This is a genomic window from Paenibacillus sp. J31P190 (assembly GCF_059692075.1).
Map to the genome: position 1 here is coordinate 128,911 of NZ_JCAUAS010000013.1, position 21,545 is coordinate 150,455.

Genomic DNA, 21,545 nt, shown 5'->3' on the forward strand with positions numbered 1-21,545 from the left:
TACCTGACCGCTTTCTGATGAATAAAAATAAAGACGTTTGGCTTTTTTTCGACAAAAGCTACAAGTTTGTTTATTCGCCGAATTCTTTTTTTGTTTAAGTGATAATTGAACTACCTTTCTTGTCTCCATTTTATCTCTAGCCTTGCGTGCAAACATGAACATAAAAATTAGAATGCATATCAAAATAATGATTAAAAATAACCAATACATGACTGATCCCTACCTTTGGCATGACCTATTCCGTTATTTTCCTTACAGCATCATCCAATGCATAGATAACCTTGTCACACCAACTATCAAATTCCTTATCCTCTGTTTGATGTTCAGGATGGGCTAAAATATATGCGATCGTTTGCCTAATCCCTTGATCAAATCGCGTGCTTGCAACAAATTCAGGAACAAGTCGTTTCAGCTTTGAATTATCAAATACGACTGAATTTGCCTTATCTCCTAGCAACCCGCCCCTGTAATCCTCCTTACTGCAGGCAGCCAGAAATTCAGATGCAACATGGACAGCTTTGAGCTTTACTCCAAGAGCATCAGCAATTACCTCGTAAATTTGATTCCAGGTAACCGTCTCATCTGAAGTAATATGAACGGACTCACCCATCGCATGAATATTGCCCATTAAACCAATAAAACCTTTAGCAAAATCACTATTGTGTGTCATGGTCCACAAGGAAGTGCCATCTCCATGAATGATCACGGGTTTGTTGTCCAGCATTCGTTTAGCAACCTGCCAGGTACCCTTGCTTCCATGTACGCCAAGTGGAATCGAACGTTCACTATAAGTGTGACTTGGTCTTACGATCGTTATCGGAAAGCCAGTCTCACGATACTGTTTCATTAAATATTCTTCACACGCAATCTTATTTCTGGAATACTCCCAATAGGGATTTGATAAAGGGGTTCCCTCTGTAATTCTATAGTCGGACAACGGCGTTTGGTAGGCAGAGGCAGAGCTTATAAACATAAATTGTTTCGTTTTACCCTTAAATAAGCGATAATCTCTTTCCAACTGAGCCGGTTCAAATGCTATGAAATCCGCAACGACATCAAACTCCAAGTTCTCAATAAGCTTAGATACTTGCTTTTCATCATTAATATCTGCTTTCATAATATTTACGCCCGTTGGCAAGTCCTCATTCCTTGTGCCTCTATTTAGAAGATAAAGCTCGCATCCTTTTTCTAACAACTGCTTGGTGATTGCAGAACTGATCGTCCCTGTACCTCCGATAAATAGCGCTCTCATATAAAGCCACCTCCGTTAATTTGGATATATGCGATTCGGTTTTGCAGAGCTAGTTACACAAACATTCGACGTTGCTATTACAAAACCTCCCTTAGAAGCCTTGAAAAAAGGACACGTGGTAATCTTACCCACATGCCCAAGTTAGATATTTATTTAATTGAGTTTAAAAGAGTATTAAGGTCCGGATTTGCTTGTAAAGCATGCAGAACAATTGTCAAAGCTTCTGCTCTAGTGGATTGTTTGTTAGGTGCAAATATGCCGTTACCTTCTCCATTAATATTTTACGAATTCAGTTCGGAAAGCAGCTGCGAGTACAAATCAGCAGCCTCACGGGATGGTTCTATTCCGATTTCTTTATGAAGAGTCTCTGCATACTGCATATATCGCTGGGTTATAGCCTCTTTGTTCTTCTGTAAGGACAACGCCTTCATAAGCAGCATAATAGATTCTTCATCCAGTTCGTTATGGGTAATGAGCTTCATCAATAGTCGGATGGCCGCATTCGTCTCCCCTCTGTTTAACAAGGCGACGCACAATCGCTGGGTAAAAGAAGTATACATTAACGATAGCCGCTCGACCTCGTTCCATGCCCAAGAAAAGGCGCGATCTCCAAATAAATCGCCCCTATAAAGCTGTTCAAGCTCTATCGCTTGCTCGATATTTGACTCATCCACTAAGGGCATCTTCCTATAGCCCTCTTCAAAGCTCAGGATATCGACACGCACATCGATTAGACTAAGTGCATAATGATTGTTGTCGGAATGCAGATTCTCCTTCAGTCCATACGTTTCCAATACTTTGCGAAGCTGATAAACGGTCGTATTTAAATAAATTTCGGCATTCTTCTGGGGCATGTCGCCAAACATATCTTCAATAAGCCTCGCTCTAGATACAAGTCTCCCTTTATGTAATAGCAGATATCCAAAAAGCTCCGCACTTTTACTAGATTTCCATTTGACCCTTACACCCTCTGTACTTTGAATATCGATTCCACCAAGGCAATAGAACTTAACTTCATTGAAGGTAGGATCCTGCTTCGCTTCTAATAACTGTTCGGACTGTTTTTCCGCGAATGCTCTTTGGATTGTTTTGTGAAGTCTTTCTTGTATAACCGGTTTCACGATATAGTCGAAAGCATAGACGTCAAAGGCAAATAAAGCATATTCTTTATGCGATGTTATAAAAACGATCTTCGTTTCTCTTCCGCTTTCCCGCACCCGTTGGGCAAACTCTAATCCATTCTCCCTCGGCATGCTAATATCTACAAAGATCAAATCCACTTCATGATTCATCACATAAGAATACGCTGCTGCGGTCTCCATGAAGCTGCCTACAAGTTCCAAATCCGTAACCTTGGCAAGCATCCGTTTCATAATTAAATGCATCGCCTTCTCATCATCGATTATGATGACCTTCATCTCACCACCATCCCTTCCATGCTGCCTGTTAGCTTAGATACAGCTTCAGGTGGAGTAGGGATAGAGAAATAAAATGTACTTCCTTGCGCGGGTGTACTGTCAAACCAAATTTCTCCCCCATTTAAGCGGACAAATTCCCTACATAAGGTGAGTCCCAAACCGACGCCCCGCTCCCCGGCTGTTCCCGCTGAAGAAATCGGATAGGCTTCCTGTAACAATGTAGTGGCTTGATCCGAAGATATTCCTTCCCCTGTATCGCTTACAGATACAATCATTTTGTCATCCCTGCGATCGGCTTTTAATCGGATGGCGCCCCCGGAGTCTGTAAATTTGATGGCATTGGAAAGCAGATTTCGGATAATTAAATCGAGCATTTCTTTATCCGCATAAACAAACGTACCCATTGGTATGTCGGATATCATTTGGATATGCTTACCCTCGCTGCGAACTAGCAGCAATCGCAAATTGGTCTGAACTGCGTGAGCTAGATCCCTTTCAACCGGATGAAAAACCATGCCTCCCCTTTGGCTCCGAAACCAATCCAACAAGCTTTCAACCAGAGTAAATGTATTCTGAATTTGTTGGCCCATTTCATGTACAATTTCCTCATGGTTCTCGCCGCAGGCCTGCATCTCTTCCTCCATTAGCTCCATCAAATTGATGAGTACGGCAAGAGGATCGCGAATATCATGAGCAACTACGTTAAACATCTTATCTTTGAACGTATTCAGTTCACTTAACTGTCTTGCATTTTCAAGCAGTCTCTCCTCTGAGCGCACCATTTCCGTTACATTACTTAACAAAAGCATTTTACCAACGGGCTTTTGGTTTTTATCATTAATAAAGGACATATGTATATTATAAAATTGTTCATCCATTTGACCTGAAATTTGGATTTTGCTTTCCAAAGAGGGTCCTTGCATGATTTTCTCAATCAGATCAGGGTACTGATTAAATATTTGAACAGCCGGCTGACCAATCCATTTGTGATTTATGCCTTCTATGACTCGATTGGCTGACTGGTTAAAGCTAGTTAGTGTGTTGTCCAAATCAAACACCAGGACCACATCCTGCATCGACGCGAACACTTTTTGCAGCGCCAGGGGGGCTAACCTCAGCATGTTAAATTGATAAATGCCCCACATATAAAACACGCCTGAGAAAAGAAATCCGAAGGGTGATATATCAATTGGCATGTAAATAACGCCACTTAAATAAACGAGCGTAAAGCCGTAAGGGCCCCAAGATCCAATAATCATAAAGCTTATTTGCTTCTTCATACGGGGCGTTGCTTTACGGAACATTTCAATCAGTAAACCCATACCTACTACAAAAAAAGTATAGGAGTAAGCGACATGAAGCCTATATAAGGGTCCTTTTTCCAAAGTAACCAGTGGGAATCCTTCTGAGTAATTTAATGTCATGCTTTTATAAAATAGGTGATGCCATTCGTTCGTATTATGAGCTACAAAGGTAATAACGGGAACGATCATGAGCAGAGCAATAACCCATTTGTTAATATACCTTTGTCGTCCTGTATACTGCAGAACAAGAACAAACCAAAGAATAGTACCAAAAGGAATGCCTATATATTCAATTCGCAGCCAAAAACGTATTTGTTCTAAAGTCGTACTGACAATTTCAAAAGCATATCCGAATGTGTAAAATGCGCCTGCTAACAAACCCAAGCCATAGCTTATAGCAATAGGAAGCTCTCTTCTTTTCCAAGAGAGGTACGTTATAACCAATGAACAGCAGGTAGCTGCCATTAGTAGTAAGGATAAATACAAATTGCTCATAGATGCTAGCCCCCGTGCAGGATTTAATCATTCATACTGCAACTTCTATGTTATCAGAAGCGAATGAAAAAAACATAGAAACCTGTCGAAATAACTCGAAATGATAGAAGTTCCCTACTTTTCAACCGCAAGCATAAATATGTCCTTCAGGAGAAATTCACCCAAAGGACATTTTTACTTACACTTTGCAATTTTATAACAAGCTTTCGTTTACATTTTCTATCATATTTGAAATTTCTTCCACTGTATCTAATGCGCCAGCGGCTGCGGTTACAATAGCATTCCTATAAGCTGCTAAATTCTCAGCAATAGCTGTATCTAACCCGGCTGCTTTATTTAGATCACTTATTGAGATTGATTCAGCAGAAACCGTTACTGCTTCAATTTTTGCAATAGCAGCCAATTGTTCTGCTCCTGATTCCCTAAAAATATTTACCGTGTAGATATCATAATACCCTCCACTTTCCGGGTTTACATATATTTGGGCTTGATTCATATGCCCTTCATCCAGCTTCTTTATTCCTAGTTCATAATTTAAGTGTACATTTGCATTCACATTCATCGGTGTAGCTAATATTGTTGTGCTTGTCACATTAGACGGTACGCTTGCTGTGTATTCGAGAATATCCGGAGAAAATGCAGGGTCTAATGTTACATCAGTTAGCTCCAAGGAGCTTAACCTCTTATCTTCTCTGTGATTTACAAATTCTATTAACTCAGCAATTTCTTCAAATGTATCTAATGCGCCAGGGGCTGCGGCTACTACGGCATCAATATAAGGCCGTGTGTTTGCACCAATAGCTGTATCTAATCCAGTTGCTACGTTTAGAACATCTACAAAGTCTATATCTTCTCCTTCATAGTTTTCGATCACCTTTACAGCTGCCAATTGGGCGGCGCCAGGTTCTCTATAAACTTCAATCGTGAAGGTACTATTGTAACCCCCACCACTTATTGGGGCTACAGTTACTTCAATTGAATTATGCCCTACTTTGAGGGACCGGGTTCCCAATCCATCCTTAATGTTTGCTTTGGGATCCATCGTTGTTGCCGAAACTTCAGTGCTTGTCACACTAAATGGTACGGTCGCTTTGTAATCTTCGCCAAAAGTAATACCACTTAAAGTCAAAGTTTTTAATCTTCTATCGATTAGCTCAATATTGATATTTGTTTCTCCGTCTGCCGAAATCAAACCTATTGGTGAATCAACATCAAAAAAGGTGAAATGATTATGCCCTATATAGACATATATGGAATTACCTTCCGGAACATTATACAAATAAAAGGATCCATCAGGTTCGGTTTTTGTAGTAAATTTATAACCATCAGAATTACTTTGATCGTAAAAATACAATTCAATATCACTTATTGGGTTAAGACTTGTATCCTTTACAAACCCTTTAACCAAATTACTGTACATATAAACGGCTGAAACAACTGTTGAAGCATTTTCATTAACCTTATGATTCGAAGGAGTAACGGTTAAATCCGTATATCCTGCTTTTGCAAACTTTAAATAAAAATCTCCCACCGGGACATTGTTTATGGAATACATCCCATTGGAACCCGTTGCTACTGTACCAACTACAGATCCTTTACCTTGGATTCCCGAGTACACACTAACAGTAACATTAACGATTGGCTCATTACGTGATATATCCTTGTAAACAGATCCTATAACAGTTCCCTTTTGCGTTACAGGTGGTGTTGGTGTTGAACCTCCTCCTGACGACGGTGATGGCGAATTTGGCAGAACCGTTCCGTCCACTGTAGTTGTTGTTGGCTTCGTTTCAAAGGTTGTTTTTGAATTTTTACCCAACTCAGCTGTAGTGATTGTTCCTTTTCCAGTTACAGTTGTATCCGTATCTGTTTTAAATTTATTAATTGCTGTGCCTTCCTGCAACTCAACGTTTGCTTTGTCCCCAAGAACAACGACATTGTCGAAGGTACCCTTTAGGGATACATCAGAACCATCGGGTAAATCCTTGTTCAGGGTTACATCTCCGAAACCACTCCCCGTTGCACCGTCTTCTTGAATAACTGCTGGTGAAGATACATTCACTTGAGTGACCGTTGTTGACCCCTCAGCAACTACACGTACAGTTCCTTTAGAAGACTTAATGATCATTTTATTCAACTTAGAATTCTTAAAATGAAGACTGTTAATGCCGCCTCCATTTACGGTAGTGTCGCCTTTTACAGTTACGTTATTTAAGAATGCTTCTCCACTGCCAATGCCAGCCGCGAATAAGAGCTTGCCCTTAATTTCTAAGTTTTGTAAGGTTACACCCGCTACATTAATGGCAACATCGCCGTTTATTGTTTCTGTCCCTTTTGCTGGCCCATATATTCCTGCTGAGTTATAAACCGTAACTTTAGCTGCAACCGCACGCTCTAGAGTAACCACAGCCTCTGCGCGCGTAATAGATTTACTTGGCTTAAAGGAGTTGTCCTCTGCATAGCCCTGCAAAATCCCTTTAGCAACGGCTGCATCTACGGATCCTTTTGCCCATACTGCGATGGTACCCGAATCTGTAAAAGATTTCGCTGCGCCTTCTGTTGTAGAAAGTCCTAAAAGACGATCGACAATCACCGCAACTTCTTGTCTGCTGATTGCCTTGTTTGCACCTATAGTGCCATCTGCATAGCCTGTAATGTAGCCTGCTTTTAATGCTTTTGCAACCTCAGGATATGCCCAATCTCCAGCTGAAACATCACTATACGAAATTTCTGCCTCATCTGTGAATCCGAAAGATCGATTAACCAAAGCAAGGAATTCTGTTCGTGAAATTTGATTCTCTGGCTTGAAGCTACCATTGTCGTACCCTTTAATGAATCCTTTATCCATCCATGCAGATATTTGATCTTCCGCCCAATGTCCCTTAATGTCCGGCGTTGCTGATGCCGATGCACCCAAAGCTACTCCCGTCGAAGAAAACAATAGACTTGCCATAACTAGAGATGGTACTACCTTCTTGAATAACCTATTCTTCATGATGTGCCTCCTACTTATATCGTATAGAGACTACCCTATCACACGCCAATGACGGCAAAATGACAAACTTCGACAGTAGCGTTGGTTCTTATGCCCTAGCTCTCTAGCAGGGCAACTCAAAGCAAAAAAGGATGGGTTAGCACCATCCTTTCTTTTAAGTGACAGCAACAAATTTCCTAGATTCCCAGGATACTCTTCAAAAGCTCTATAGTGGATGGCGACGCGGTATAAATCATAATCTTTAGTTCCGGATTGTTGGGCTGCTGAAAGGTCACGTGCTCAAAATCCATTTCCCCGATCAAGGGGTCTTTCCATGGCGGTACCCCATGCCCATTAATAAGAAAAGCAGCAGCCAAAGAGACGAGAAAATAAAGTCCTGAGACTGCTACTGTTTTATTAAATTTCCCCGTTAGTAATGAACCATCGGTGTTAGTCTTCGATTGACTGGTAGACCGTGGTCCAGAAGTCTTGGATAACCCGCATCGCATCCGGAGTGGACATCCCAACCTGGGTGAGCAGGATTCCGGTAAGCTGTTTGTCCGGGTCGGCGTACGCCGAGGTGCCGGTTCCGCCGTCCCAGCCGAACTGGCCGATGGACGCGTAGTCGCCGAGGTAAGTGCGTACCGCCATCCCGAAGCCCCAGCCGCCGTGCAGACCTTGGCCGTGAGACAAATGGACGTTATTTTTGGCCAGGTCGTCTCGGAATGCTTGTTGCTCGGGTGTGAGGCGGTTGGTGGTCATCAGCTGGACGGCGGGCCGGGACAGGATCCGTTTGGTACCGTGCATCCCTTGGTTCAGCAGCATCTGTAAATACGCGTGATAGTCGTCGACGGTTGAGAGCAACCCACCGCCGCCTGCTTGGAACACGGGAGGCTTGCTGTAGCGTCCGCCTGCAGCCTCGTCCCACACGATGAACTCTCCGGTCTGCGGATCGGGGTTGAAGGCGGGCGGCAGTCGGTCAATCTTGCCTGCGGGCACGTAGAAGCCGGTGTCCTTCATCCCCAGCGGATCGAGGATGCGTTCACGCAGGAACGTCTCGAACGGCTGCCCCGTAACCCTCGCAACGAGCACGCCGAGCACTTCGTTGCTGACGTGGTACTGCCATCGCTCTCCGGGCTGGTAGCACAGCGGGAGTGTGCCCAGGCGGCGCATCCACTCATCGGGCTCGGGCAACTCCATCCCTGGTGTGTCGAATAATCCATTCTCGAAGATCGCGTTTTGGATTGGGGAGCCCATCAAAGTCAGATCCACTCCGAGCCCGAACGTGGAGGTCAACAGGTCCCGTACGGTGATCGGCCGACGCGCCGGCACGGTGTCGTCCAGTGGGCCGTCGGCCCGTTTCAGCACCTGCCGAATTGCTAGTTCAGGCAGCCATGTGTCTACTGGATCATCCAGATGAATCTTGCACTCGTCGAGCAGGATCATCACCGGCGCGACCGCGACCATCTTGGTAGTGGACGCCATCCGGAAGATCGTCTCCCGGCGCATTGGCGCGCCACCTTCAGGGCGCATCGTACCTAGCGCTTCGACGTGCGTCTCACCGTTCCGGCTCACCAGGGCGACGAGCCCAGGAATCTTCCCGGACTCGACGTGCCGTGACAGCACGTCGCTCATTTTGCGCAGCCCTATTTCGGAGAAGCCTCTGTTTCTTTGTCCCATCATCTTTTCCATTTCGTATCCCTCACTTTACTTTTTTATCATTCCTATTGTTTTAAAGTACAAATTCTCTCCCGGTGGCGTTTTCCTTAAAGTAATATCTAAGTTAAGTTCTAGATAGCGTCTTCCTTCTTTAACTATTTCACAAACCTCCTTTGATTGGAGCTTCTCTTACGGTCTTCGTTTCCTTCCGGCCGAGTTTAAATAAAGGCACGAGAAACAGCGCACCGGCCAAGAACAATATTCCGCTTGCCGTGAATACGCCGAGAAGCGAGATCCCTTTCATCAAGATTCCCGACAGCGACAATCCGATGACCATAAAGCCCATAAACATCGGCAGCATTACACCATTTACGCGTCCAACAAACGCTTCTTCCGTGTTCTGCAAAAAGAGCGTATTGATACCGGTTTGAATGCAGGGGTATAAGAAGCCGCCGAAAACCATAAGCGCCATTGTAACAATCACGTTTTCCGACAATCCGACTCCGATCGTAGTGATCATGCTGCCGAACATTCCGATCGCCAGCAGCTTTTGCGGGGAAACCTTCTTGGCGATCGCCATGACCGCTCCGCCGCCGACGAGCATCGCCGCTCCGTTCGCCATGAGCATCCACTGCAGAAACTCTTTCGACTTTCCTAAATTTTCGATGGCGACAAAGATGTTTAGCGGCTGTGTCAAGCCAAAAGCCAGACCGGCCATGATAAAGGTGCCGATCAATGCCTTGAGCACCTTGCTAGCCCAAACGTACCGGAAGCCGTCCGCCAGCTCGCGCATGAAATGCGTACTGCCGGACGATGCTTCTTTTTCTTTGTCCTTAGGAAGGAAAGTAAGCACCAATGCAGACAGCAGAAACATCGCACCCATGACTCCGATCGAAATTTCAATGCCGAAGCGTTGATAGACGAACGTTCCGATGATCGGACCGAGCACCATAAAGATCGCCACAAGCGATTGAAACATCGCCATAACGCTTTGAAGCTGCTCTTCGGAAACATGCTGCTTGAACAGCTTCATGGCCGACGGCTGCGAAAACTGCGACAAGATGGACGAGACGAGCGTCGCCAAAAAAATCGCCTTCCAGTCTCCCCATATGAACGCCAACAGCACGGCACCGACGGATAACGCCGAAAGCAAATCTGAAATGACCATCGTCCGCTTGGGACGCCATCTGTCCGCGAACGTGCCCCCAATGATCGAAAAGAGGAAGATCGGAGCGAATTCGACTATCGAGATGAGAGATACGTACAGCGGGTCGTTATTGGTGATTTCGGTTACGTAAAGCAGGATGGCAAAATTTCGGACCCAAATGCCGAGCTGAAGCAGTACATTGGAGCTCAAGATCGATGCTACGGCGCGATTTTTAAACAAAGCCAACATGTTTTCTCCACCTTTCTTTTATTAACCGCGGTTCTATCAAAGAATCCGCTTCTGTTCTTTCACTATAGAAGGATCCGAAACGGTCAAACCGTTCTTATGTTCGACAAGCTCCCTTAAATGACTGTAACGTTTGACAAATTGGCATCCATGCCTTTGAGCTGAGCAAAGGTCAGTTTATCCATCGTCGCGCCGTCAAAGCAGATGGTCTTGATCATACGATAGTACTTTTTACTCAACATAAACCCCGGCTGGAAAGAAACATTTTTCAATGTAGCGCCCTTGAACGAAACGTCGGTTAATGCAGCTTTCTCAAACTTGACGCCGATAAACGTCTGTCCGTCCAAACGCTTCCCGCTCAGATCGGAGTACTTGAAGTCAACCCCATCAAATAAACAACCTTCAAAAATCGTTTTTCTAAGATCGATCATCGTTAGCGTGACGTCGGTCAGTCTTACTCCTTTGAATTTGGCTCCGTCAAGCTTAGACTTGCTGAAATTGGTCTGTACAAGGATCGTCTTATTGAAACTTGCATTTGTCAGGTCAAGCACGGATAGGTTGCAGTCCGTCAGATTCGCTCCGTCAAAATTGGCTTCGCGTACATCGCTGCCTTTGAACGTACTGCCGGTCAAATCTGCGCCAGAAAAGTCGGAACCGTGCAACGCGCTGCCATTAAAATGTCCTTTATGGGCTGTAACGCCTGCAAAATCGCTTTTCGTCAGGTTGCTTGCGCTAAAGCTTGTCACTACTTGCCGTTCCACCCGGCGGGAGGTCATTGTCAATTTCTGATTCATAACATTCACATCTCCTTATAATAAGTTTTCTAACACACATTGAACTCGGACACCTATTCATACCAACCGATGGTATGAATAAGTTTAAAAATAAGCTGCCTTTCGGCAGTCTAGTTATTTGTGCTGACTTCTCTAGCTGACAAACGAAACAGTTCCTCGTATCGTTGAAACATCTGCTCATCGAACAGCTCAAGCCCCAGGCCTTTCAATATTTCATGGAAAAACCTTACCTTGCGCAACATCATCTCGGGCGATGCTTGGATAACCGCCGGGTTTAGCCACACGTTGGTGAGAATCAGCAACACTTCGCTAAGCTCTCTTGGATAGTCGGTTTGGATCGAGCCGTCTCGCACACCCTGTTCGATGATGGGCTGGATATAGACGGGTATGGCTTTTTCAATGATGTTCTCGATCTGTGCCGCCAGAATCTTCGGATTGCGTAAGAGGTTCGGCGCCGCCGATGCCATTTCGTTTTGGGCGGGATTGTCGAGAGAGACGCGGGAAATCTTGCGGAGCTTCTCCAGGCCGTTCAGCCCATTGTCGTCCCGGACGCCGGACAACATCTCGTCAACGCCTTTGAACATATGTTCGATGACGGCCTGCAAGATCTCCTCCTTCGACTTGAAGTGATGGTAAATAGCCCCTTTTGTAAGCCCGCCCAGCTCATTGATGATATCCTGGATGGAGGTCTGCTCGTATCCTTTTTGAATGAACAGGTTAAGAGCCACGGTTAGGATTTGATTAATTGTTTCTTCCGGATATTTATTTCTTGCCATTCGCCATTTCCTTTCATACATTCGGTTGGTATGTAATTAATATATCCGATCAACCTTTTGATGTCAACCCCAAAAAAAAGTAAAAATCATTTGATTTTTTTGGGGTGCTTTGTATCACAATTGCTAGGGCGAAATCTTCATAATTTGCCGGATAATCGGCGTAATACCACTGACCATAAACTCAATGGCAATCACCATAACAATGAGCCCCATTAAACGCATTAGCACATTATTGCCTGTTGGCCCAATCCATCGATAAATAGCCGTTGAATGAACAAGAACAATGTATGTAAGCAGCAGTACAACCGCAATGACAACGATTAATATAATCTTTTCTATAAAATTTGTCGTAGATTCCATAAGAACAATGCCATTCGTTATTGCACCAGGACCACAAATCATTGGAATAGCCAACGGAGTTATGGAAATATCATTTACATATGTATCGACATCCGCTTTATCAACCTTTGTACGAACAAGTCGTGCCTGAAGCATATCCTGTCCCATTAAAATAAAGATAACCCCACCGACAATCTTTAAACTGTTAATTGAAATGTTAAAAAAGTGAAATACCCATTCGCCCGTAGTTGAAAAAATAAGCAATGTAAAAAATGAAACAATCACTGCTTTACGTGCGGTATAGACTTTCTTCTGTGCTTCCAGATCGGCTGTCATCGACATAAAGATTGGCATGATGGCAAGTGGATTAATAAGTGTGAAGAATGAAGTGAGACTTAGCAATAAAAATGATGTGTAAAGATCCATGTTGTATCTCCTGACTTGTTAATGTATGAATAGACAAGCATTACCTATTATACCCCCATAACGGTTTAATGAGGACGAATTATTTCAGCCACAGGAAGTATATAAAATTGAATAATTTGCCAAATGTGATATCATTGTAATATCATAAAATTGGGAACTGCAGCAAGATGATGAACGAACAACTGCTTTGATCAAAAAGAATAAGGAGTGAAGCCAAATGGTGAGTGAAGGTTCAATCACAGCTATGATCATTCAGGTTATTCTAGGAATTGTAATTTCTTTCTCTCTGCTCATTTATTACCGCAGTACGCTTAAGATTTCTTACCGTGCAGTCGGTGTAGGAATCCTTATCTTCATCGTTTTCTCACAGTTATTAGAGCAAGTGCTGCATGTCTATATGTTTTCAGGTAACCAAACAACGGCAGAGTGGCTGAAAAATCCGTGGATGGTAGCCATATACGGCGGTTTAGCCGCGGGTATATTTGAAAACGTGGGACGTTGGCTTGGCTTCTCGTTTCTATTAAAAAAGCGTCAAGAGCGCAAAGACGGCATTGCTGTAGGTATAGGTCATGGCGGTATTGAGGTATTGATAATAGGCGTAGGTACAGGCATACTAGGAATCGCATTAGCAACAATGATTAACTCCGGAACCTTCGAGCAAGCTTTTGGCGCCCAAACACCATCCGAGCAAATTACTCTTTTCCAAGGCCTCAAAGACCGATTGATCCATACACCGCAGAGTGAATATTGGTTGGGCGCGTTCGAGCGCATCCCGGCGATATGTATCCAAATTGCACTTTCATTAACTGTTTTGTACGGGATTCGGACACGAAAGGCCGTGTACTTGCTTTATGCTGTTATACTTCATGCTCTAATCGATTTTTTTGCGGGCTTGTATCAAGGTAAAGTTTTACCGTTGTGGGTAGTCGAATGTATAGTATGGGTATGGGGTTTCGGTGCTGTCATTGTGATTGTGAAATCAAAGGAATGGTTTGCAAAATTGGTACCTTCTTCAGAAATAAGAAAGGGAGACTCTCCGGATAAACAACTGTATGGTTGAGAGCACAACTTAAGTACGCCAGAGACCTTTTTGGGAGTGAGATAGTCCGACATCCACTCGCTGCTTACATCCGTATACAAAAAGAGACCCATAGACGAAACACTTTTTTTTAAGTGTCCAGTCTATGGGCATCCGCTTATTGATCAATCTGTTCGTATTTCGTCACCAGTTTGAGCACTCACTGGAACAGCCTTGCCAACTCCGAAAACGTAAAAACTAATCACAACAATACTTAAGAAAACAATCCCGCTAATAAGGGAGATGCGTGTATCATCATTAATCCACATACCGACCAATACCATAAGCAAAAAGGCAATGGTTACATAGTTTGTCACTGGGGCGAGAGGCATTTTGAATGGATGATTATCCAATTCAGCTGCCTTTACTTTTCTGAATTTCATTTGACTGATCAGAATAACAAACCACGGTACCATACCGGGAAGTACGCTGGCGCTGTACACATGGACAAACAGATTTTCCGGTGAAATATAGCTTAAAATCACACCAATGCCCAATCCCACAAGCACACCAATCGTTCCCAGCAAGGGCACGCCGTTATGAGATAGCTTCGTAAATATTTTCGGTGCCTGTCCATTTACTCCTAATGTATAAAGCATGCGCCCGGCGCTATAAATCCCACTATTACAACCTGACATGGCAGACGTGATGACGACAAAGTTAATGATCCCCGCGGCTGCAGTAATCCCAATTTTCGCAAACGTTGCCACGAATGGGCTGCCGATTGCCTGTAATTGATTCCAAGGGTAAACTGTTACAATCACAAAAATCGCACCGATATAGAAGATCAAAATACGCCAAATAATACTTTGAGTCGCACTCATTAACGTTTTTTGTGGGTTTTTGGCCTCACCTGCAGTAATCCCGATAAGTTCAACGCCTTGATAAGCCCCAATCACCAGCGAGAGTGCAAAGAAAAAGCCTGACCAACCACCGGTAAAAAAGCCCCCATGTCGCCAGAGATTAGATAACCCGATAGCGTTGCCTCCGTTGCCAATCCCAAAGAAAATCACACCAATCCCTGCAACAATCATCAAAACGATGGTTACGACTTTAATCATGGAAAACCAAAACTCAAATTCACCGAATGATTTAACAGAGAAAAGGTTGGCTGCACCGAGAATCACCATTGCGATAATACCTGGTATCCAAGCAGGTAAATCCGGAAACCAGTACTTCATGTATGTCCCAACAGCAATGATTTCCGCCATCCCGACAACGACCCACTGGAACCAGTTGCTCCAAGCCGTCGTATAACCTGCCAAAGGATGAATGTACTTATAGCCAAAGGTCGCAAATGACCCTGTGCTCGGTTCTACGTACTGCATTTCCCCCATTGCACGCATGATAAAAAATATAAAAATCCCTACAATTGCATACGCAAGCATAACGGATGGACCCGTCCATTTTATGGTACTTGCGGAACCCATAAATAGCCCAACACCGATTGTACCGCCCAAAGCAATCATCTGAATATGACGTGCTTCGAGACCCCTCTTCAATTCTTTGTTTTTCACTTCAGTCCCTCTTTCTCTCTGCTGCTCTTAGCTGTTATTTTGGACAAACTGAAATGCCCACAATGTATGAAGATCTGCCGGTTAATGTGTAAGCGCTCTCCACACCATTATACTTCTTAATAAACATTCTTAGCTGCTAGAAAGATTATCGTCTAACCTATATTACTTCACTGACGAAGTATATTGTAATATTTTTTTCTAATGAAAACAATTGTATTAAATTAGTAAAACAAGTAATAAAACATAACACCGGTAAGGTTGAGAGATACATGGGACTCGGTTTCAAAAAACAATCCGTCTAAGACGAAATTAAGAGCACCCCATTGGGATGCCCTTAATATTTGATCGCCTAGTCGTACTTAATATTGTCCTTTAATTACGAAAAACGAGCCCCGAATTGTTCCAGCTAGTTTAGACTTCTGCCTAGCAAACTTAAACTTCCCTTCTAACTCCGCTGGTACCTCCATCCCCTCAGAAAGCTTAAAACCAACGGCCCGCTTCTTAGGGTCATCAACCGTATACATGACATTGATCGCAAGACCATCCTCATAAAAGACGTAGGTAAATTGGATATTTTCCACTTGAAAACGCGACGTTTCTAAAGGTTTGGCTGCAAACGCAATATCACGTTCTTTCAAAATTCGGTTCACATAATCAAGGTTCTCCTGACTTTCGCTAGCTGGTACAACCGTAAATTCATGCTCGTATTTGTTCATAAAATAACGAGCTTCATTAGCACGTAAACCAGCAAGCGCTTCTGCTACAGGTGAAGACTCTAAACCTACCGTAGACACATTTTTGAAATCAACGATATATGACATTTCCATCCCTCGTTTTCTCTTATTATTTCTTATCTACCAAATATTATACCAAAAATGATTCAAGAGAACATTTTGACTTGCAAAATTGTTTGTTTGTTAAATAGTGTTCATATCGGATAATTTCCGTCTTAGAAGTTTACTTTTGAGAATCAAGAATAAACATAGATGCATCATGTCCCATGAATATTTTACTTCCAGTATAAAAAGTTTTGGAATGAATATCCCTATACCCTATTTTAGACATAATGTCAGTCAGCTCATCTTGATTAAATCCGTTATGAACGATATCTGAAACTATTTTTTCATTTTTATTAAAATCTACGATTAGTAAATGTCCTCCTTCATTCAGAACATCAAATAACCTTGATAAAAGGAATTCAACATCATGAATATGAAGCAAAACCTGAGCCATAAAAATATAGTCAGCATGAAAATCCGCTAGACCTTCCTTTTCAAAATCAAAGCACAATGTATCTACATTCTGAATATTAAAATCAGAAATTTTTTGCTTTATTTGATTAATCATGTTTGGTGATGTATCCAGAAAAAGCATAGAATTAAAATCGTTTAACAAGTGCATTCCGACAAGACCAGTTCCACAACCAAAATCAATAGCATGCTTATTTTTAGCGTCAACTAAATATTCACGAATGGCATCTGATGATACCTTTGCAATTTCGATTCTTTCAGGAGTGTCATACATTTTAGCTATCATTTCAAACTTATCCGTATTTCCCATTAGTATCTCTCCTATCTGCCTTAATAAAAAACTTGAACACTAAAAAAACTTGTCTTATTTATGATATGGTTCTCCCCGATTTATCCGCATCGCGCGATAAATCTGCTCCACCAGCACCAGCCGCATCAGCTGGTGCGGCAGCGTCATGCGGCCAAAAGACAGCCGCATATCCGCACGGCGCAGCAGCTCGCTCGATAGCCCCAGCGAGCCGCCGATCACGAAGGCCACCTGGCTCCGCCCGTAGGTGGCCAGCTTGTCGAGCGAGCCTGCCAGCTGCTCGCTCGTCCACATCTCGCCGTCGATGGCCAGCGCCACGACGTACACGTCCGCAGCGAGCTTGGCTAATAGCCGCTCGCCCTCTTTCACACGCACCTGCTGCTCCTCAGCAGGGCTCATGTTCTCGGGTGCCTTCTCATCCGGCACCTCTATCATCTGCACCTTGGCATACGGCCCAAGGCGCTTCACATACTCCGCGATCCCGTCCACGAGATAACGCTCCTTCAATTTCCCTACGGTTAATATCTGTATATGCATAACCGACAATCTCCCCTCATTTGCTCAATTGGATAAAATACAATCAAATCGAGCTCATTCACCTTGTTTGCCCTCTTTCATTGGAGTTAATCCAACAGAATGCTCCGAAACCAGCTGTTCTGGGCTATTTTCCACCTATTCCACTGTATAAATCCAATGGAATAAACCCCAACCGCCGATGTCATGAGACATCATTGGATATCATCCAATGTATTTCTACTTTCCTCCCAAACCAAACAAAAAAGGAAGGCCTCCGCCTCCCTCATACAACTAGAAATCGCGCTAACTCCTTGCAATGCTCGCAGTGCGTCGGTGGCTCCCAGCTAGCGAAGTGGGTCTTCTGCAGATCCACAATGTCTGGAGCCTCCTCATACTCATCAACAAACTCATCAATCGCGATTTCTACATGATCTTTACAAACTACATGCATGCAAGTACCTCTCATCCGCAATGTTTCTTTCCACGCATATCTTGTGTCTCTTCAAAATTATCTTTCATCATTTATCACTTATCACTATCACTCATCAACTTATCATTCATCACTCATTGCTCATCTTTTATCACTTATCCATCGCTTCAACCAACGTAACCACCGCCGTCAACTTCTTACCGCCACGGTAATACACCACGTTGACCTTATCGCCAATTTTCTTCTCATTGTACAAATATTTCCGCAGCGAGATTGTACTGTCAATCTTGCGATCATCCAATTGAACAATGACATCCTGCGCTTTGAGGCCCGCTTCTTTGGCAGGTCCCGACACATCGAAGACGATAACTCCAGTCTTAACATCTGCAGGCAGCTTTAATACATCCGTCCCTTTAAAAGCTTGCAGTTCCTGCGTCGAAACACCCATCAACGGTCTTTTCACCTTATGATCCTTGATCAAGCTCTCAATAATCGGCTTCACACTATTAATAGGAATGGCAAAACCTAAGCCTTCCACGCCCGTATCCGATATCTTCATGGAATTGATTCCGACTACCTTGCCCTCGATATTCACCAGCGGTCCGCCGCTGTTCCCTTGGTTGATAGCCGCATCCGTTTGGATAACGTCCATCTCCCAGTCGTAATCCGTGCCTTCACGTGACAGCGAAACCGGTATCGTTCGTTTTGGCGAAGAAATGATACCTTGGGTAACGGTTGGTGAAAAACCGAGTCCAAGTGGGTTGCCAACGGCTATCGCCATCTCTCCTGCCCGCAACGTTTCAGAGTCGCCGAATTCAGCAAGCACTTTGATATCTTTTCCATCTGCTTCCAGTACAGCCAGATCCGTAATTCGATCACGGCCGATTAGAGTTGCTTTGCGATGCTCGCCTTGGAAATTAACCATTTCGAACTGGTTCCCGTTCTCAACAACGTGACTATTCGTCACAATTCGAACTTTATCACCATTCCGTGCAAAAATAACACCCGAGCCAATCCCCAGCCCGGTCTCTTGTCCTTTATCATCCTTCTTCGAGGAAATAACGCTGACCACAGCAGGCTTTATTTTCTCCGTTGCCGCCACGACTGAATCGTTGCTGTTCATCGGATGCGCCTCGGCTTTTGCCGCAGAAGCCGGTATCGCTAACGCAGCCCCAGATGGTTCACTTTTCCCGTAGCCGCCTACTAATCCGACCAGCAAAAGCATGGCTAACGCTCCGCCAACTCCAGCAATGAGGGCCACATTCCGTCTTCGACCCGCGAAGCTTGTGAATGCCCCTGTCCCTTTGGGACGCCAAGTATCCTGGCGCTGTTTGGACCTTTTGGTGGAATAAAAATCATCATCAAACAAACTCATATCGGGTCCCTCCTCGCTGATGGGGGTTAAGCCATGCCGCTTTCGCCTTGGATTGTTTTATTTTTCTTTGGTTGTTTTTCGATCTTGTATTGGACTGTTTATTTTAATCTTTTGCTTTTCTTTCGATCTAATCTTGGACTGTTTTTTTTCTTCTGCTTTTCTTTCGATCTTCCTTGGATTGTTTATTTGTATCTTCTTTAAATTCTTTTTCGATCTCGCCATAAATGGTTATTTTTCAAATAATAGGAATGTTTCGTTCACTTCTTGCCTACAATAATAGTAAACCAAATCTCTTAACGAAATACTAGAGTTAACTGAAATTTTAAATCAGACAAATAAAGGAGAATGCTCAGAATGAACCGTATTCCTTCCCATTTTGATGAAATTAACATGATTGGCAAGCTCGCTGACCTCAAAGATAGTCACTACCACCAGTCCCTCGTCCTCTCATCTCTCATTCAAGTTCTAATCGATAAGGGCCTCATCACCGCGCAGGAAATCCAGCTCAAGTCCAAAGAGCTCGACGCCGCGCTTACTCCGAATCCAATACATCCCATTTCGTAGAGCGGTCAAAATATGTATCCATCAGCCGCAGCTGTTTAGCTTCAGGGGCACGCTCTTGTACTATGTTATTCACCGTTAGCCTGGCCAAATCCATTAAATTATGGTCACGGCTTAAATGCGCCATATAGACGGACTTCGTCTTGCTCGTTAACACATCACAGAGCGCTTCCCCTGCGGCTTCATTGGATAAATGACCCTTGTCCCCAAGAATACGACGCTTAATACTCCAGGGATAGTGCCCCACGCGCAGCATGTCCACATCGTGATTCGTCTCCAGTACCAAGCTATCTGAATCCACAATCTTTTCTTTAACCTTCTCACTCATATATCCCAAGTCCGTTACAACGCTTAACTTCTGTTCTCCTTCATAAAAGCAGTACCCCACCGGCTCCGCTGCATCATGCGAGATTCCGAATGATTCAACACGGAGCGTACCGAATTCCTCGATACCTCCGGTTTCCATGACTCTCTTATTGCCTTCCGCGATCACACCGATTTGACGATCCAGCTCTTCCCAAGTCTTCTCATTCGCATAGATAGGCAAATCATATTTGCGAGCCAGTGCTCCCAACCCTTTAATATGATCCGAATGCTCATGTGTGACCAGAATGGCATCAATACTGCTCGCCTCGAGCTCACGTTCCTTCATTAACAGTTCCATCTTCTTGGCGCTAAAACCCACATCAATCAGCAGCTTAATCTCGCCATTATCAACCACCGTCGCATTGCCTGTCGAACCGCTCGACAGTACCGTAAACCTCATACCCATCTTCCCTACTCCTCTATGCCTACATGTCATCCATCTAGCCGTCCATTGTTGACTATCACACTTGCCTACTTCTTATCCTTGCTCTTGTCCCCGCTATTTTCAGAGCTCTCCGTTGCTTTCACACCATCTGCTTGCGTACCAAATGGAGCCAATTCAGATTCTTTCTGCGGAGACTCAACCGCTCCATTGAAAGCTTGCACATAATAAATATCTCCGTTATCGATCCTAATCCGCCAATGCGGAAACATCGGTTGTGTTTCTGAATTATACGGCTGTCCGTGATACCCCAGTCTGACTTCCGTAATAATGGCACCATCACTCAAATAATTGTCCACTAAGCTGCGAACAGCTAACTGAGCGGGGATCAGCTTTTGCTCTGTTTGCTCTACTCCTGATTCTACTTCAACGTATACTTGACGGTAACTGGTAATTTCTCCATTATTCTCACTCAGTTCCACTCTTACATCGAAGAGAGGAATCTTGCCATATAGCTGCGTGAACACATAAACGCCTTTTCGACTAATCGCTGAATCTAATTGGTATAAGCCAAAATTCGGTATTTCAGACTGAGCTTGAACTTCTTTGCTAGCCCCTTTACCAAGCAGATTACTCATATTAATGGGCGTTTTCAGCGTCTTCAGTTCACTGGGCTTCATATTATCGTCATACTTCACCGTTATAACTTTCATCTTCGGTTGATCCGTCGGCAACTCATCCATTAGCCGTATATTTTTGTTTCGGAGCGCGTTATTTAGCTCTTCTACGGTACCTGACGTATCCAAAGCGATTTCTGTCTGATTGGAACGATTGGTGGACCAAAGTTGGAAACCAAGAATCAAATTCAACATCAAAAAGGAACAAATCAAAATCGTTTTAGCCCGACTCCAATTCATGATCTCACCAACCTTT

At 43.8% G+C, this 21,545-nt stretch carries 19 protein-coding genes; 2 read left to right on the plus strand and 17 right to left on the minus strand.

The features are described from left to right. Positions 1 to 235: 235 nt before the first annotated feature. From AC58U0_RS21995 to AC58U0_RS22035, 9 genes are all read right to left on the minus strand, one after another. Complete coding sequence (locus AC58U0_RS21995) at positions 236 to 1,252, minus strand: SDR family oxidoreductase (protein WP_497381114.1); 1,017 nt, start codon at positions 1,250 to 1,252, stop codon at positions 236 to 238. Positions 1,253 to 1,533: 281 nt separating this feature from the next. Then, a complete protein-coding gene (locus tag AC58U0_RS22000; RefSeq protein ID WP_497381115.1) occupies positions 1,534 to 2,670 on the minus strand; it encodes a response regulator in 1,137 nt (378 codons plus the stop codon). Further along, positions 2,667 to 4,469, minus strand: coding sequence for a sensor histidine kinase (locus tag AC58U0_RS22005; protein ID WP_497381116.1), 1,803 nt, complete (start codon positions 4,467 to 4,469; stop codon positions 2,667 to 2,669). The genes AC58U0_RS22000 and AC58U0_RS22005 overlap by 4 nt, the downstream gene beginning before the upstream one ends. Positions 4,470 to 4,662: 193 nt before the next feature. Beyond that, positions 4,663 to 7,464, minus strand: a complete 2,802-nt coding sequence (locus AC58U0_RS22010; protein WP_497381117.1) for an S-layer homology domain-containing protein — start codon at positions 7,462 to 7,464, stop codon at positions 4,663 to 4,665. A gap of 429 nt (positions 7,465 to 7,893) precedes the next feature. Then, a complete protein-coding gene (locus AC58U0_RS22015; protein WP_497381153.1) occupies positions 7,894 to 9,123 on the minus strand; it encodes a serine hydrolase domain-containing protein in 1,230 nt (409 codons plus the stop codon). Between the two features lie 139 nt (positions 9,124 to 9,262). Next, positions 9,263 to 10,489, minus strand: a complete 1,227-nt coding sequence (locus AC58U0_RS22020) for an MFS transporter (RefSeq protein WP_497381154.1) — start codon at positions 10,487 to 10,489, stop codon at positions 9,263 to 9,265. 122 nt (positions 10,490 to 10,611) lie between these two features. After that, complete coding sequence (locus AC58U0_RS22025; RefSeq protein WP_497381118.1) at positions 10,612 to 11,289, minus strand: pentapeptide repeat-containing protein; 678 nt, start codon at positions 11,287 to 11,289, stop codon at positions 10,612 to 10,614. Between the two features lie 110 nt (positions 11,290 to 11,399). After that, a complete protein-coding gene (locus AC58U0_RS22030) occupies positions 11,400 to 12,065 on the minus strand; it encodes a TetR/AcrR family transcriptional regulator (protein WP_497381119.1) in 666 nt (221 codons plus the stop codon). 123 nt (positions 12,066 to 12,188) lie between these two features. Further along, the gene (locus AC58U0_RS22035) at positions 12,189 to 12,830 is read right to left on the minus strand and encodes a MarC family protein (protein WP_497381120.1); all 642 of its coding nucleotides are present in this window, start codon (positions 12,828 to 12,830) and stop codon (positions 12,189 to 12,191) included. Between the two features lie 217 nt (positions 12,831 to 13,047). Between AC58U0_RS22035 and AC58U0_RS22040 the strand changes: the two genes are divergently transcribed. Next, positions 13,048 to 13,890, plus strand: a complete 843-nt coding sequence (locus AC58U0_RS22040) for a YhfC family intramembrane metalloprotease (RefSeq protein WP_497381121.1) — start codon at positions 13,048 to 13,050, stop codon at positions 13,888 to 13,890. 143 nt (positions 13,891 to 14,033) lie between these two features. Here the strand turns inward: AC58U0_RS22040 and AC58U0_RS22045 are convergent, their stop codons facing one another. The 6 genes from AC58U0_RS22045 to AC58U0_RS22070 form a co-directional block, all read right to left on the minus strand. Next, positions 14,034 to 15,425 carry an amino acid permease gene (locus tag AC58U0_RS22045; protein WP_497381122.1) on the minus strand — a complete coding sequence of 464 codons (1,392 nt, stop codon included), beginning with the start codon at positions 15,423 to 15,425 and terminating at the stop codon, positions 14,034 to 14,036. Between the two features lie 359 nt (positions 15,426 to 15,784). Next, the gene (locus AC58U0_RS22050) at positions 15,785 to 16,246 is read right to left on the minus strand and encodes a DUF8821 family protein (protein WP_497381123.1); all 462 of its coding nucleotides are present in this window, start codon (positions 16,244 to 16,246) and stop codon (positions 15,785 to 15,787) included. A gap of 136 nt (positions 16,247 to 16,382) precedes the next feature. Next, positions 16,383 to 16,985 carry a class I SAM-dependent methyltransferase gene (locus AC58U0_RS22055; protein ID WP_497381124.1) on the minus strand — a complete coding sequence of 201 codons (603 nt, stop codon included), beginning with the start codon at positions 16,983 to 16,985 and terminating at the stop codon, positions 16,383 to 16,385. A gap of 54 nt (positions 16,986 to 17,039) precedes the next feature. Beyond that, positions 17,040 to 17,519 carry a 23S rRNA (pseudouridine(1915)-N(3))-methyltransferase RlmH gene (rlmH, locus tag AC58U0_RS22060; RefSeq protein WP_057303636.1) on the minus strand — a complete coding sequence of 160 codons (480 nt, stop codon included), beginning with the start codon at positions 17,517 to 17,519 and terminating at the stop codon, positions 17,040 to 17,042. A gap of 262 nt (positions 17,520 to 17,781) precedes the next feature. Continuing rightward, entirely contained in the window at positions 17,782 to 17,949 is a 168-nt protein-coding gene (locus AC58U0_RS22065; protein ID WP_063860151.1) for a CxxH/CxxC protein, read from the minus strand. A gap of 130 nt (positions 17,950 to 18,079) precedes the next feature. Further along, positions 18,080 to 19,303 (minus strand): S1C family serine protease, encoded by a 1,224-nt coding sequence (locus tag AC58U0_RS22070; protein WP_497381125.1) that lies wholly within the window; start codon positions 19,301 to 19,303, stop codon positions 18,080 to 18,082. Between the two features lie 354 nt (positions 19,304 to 19,657). On the opposite strand from AC58U0_RS22070, the gene AC58U0_RS22075 reads away from it, so the two are divergent. Then, a complete protein-coding gene (locus tag AC58U0_RS22075; RefSeq protein WP_029196124.1) occupies positions 19,658 to 19,867 on the plus strand; it encodes a hypothetical protein in 210 nt (69 codons plus the stop codon). On the opposite strand, the gene AC58U0_RS22080 is transcribed toward AC58U0_RS22075, so the two are convergent. Next, positions 19,836 to 20,636 (minus strand): MBL fold metallo-hydrolase, encoded by an 801-nt coding sequence (locus AC58U0_RS22080; protein ID WP_497381126.1) that lies wholly within the window; start codon positions 20,634 to 20,636, stop codon positions 19,836 to 19,838. The genes AC58U0_RS22075 and AC58U0_RS22080 overlap by 32 nt on opposite strands. Positions 20,637 to 20,701: 65 nt before the next feature. After that, the gene (yycI, locus tag AC58U0_RS22085) at positions 20,702 to 21,529 is read right to left on the minus strand and encodes a two-component system regulatory protein YycI (protein ID WP_497381127.1); all 828 of its coding nucleotides are present in this window, start codon (positions 21,527 to 21,529) and stop codon (positions 20,702 to 20,704) included. Positions 21,530 to 21,545: the final 16 nt, after the last annotated feature.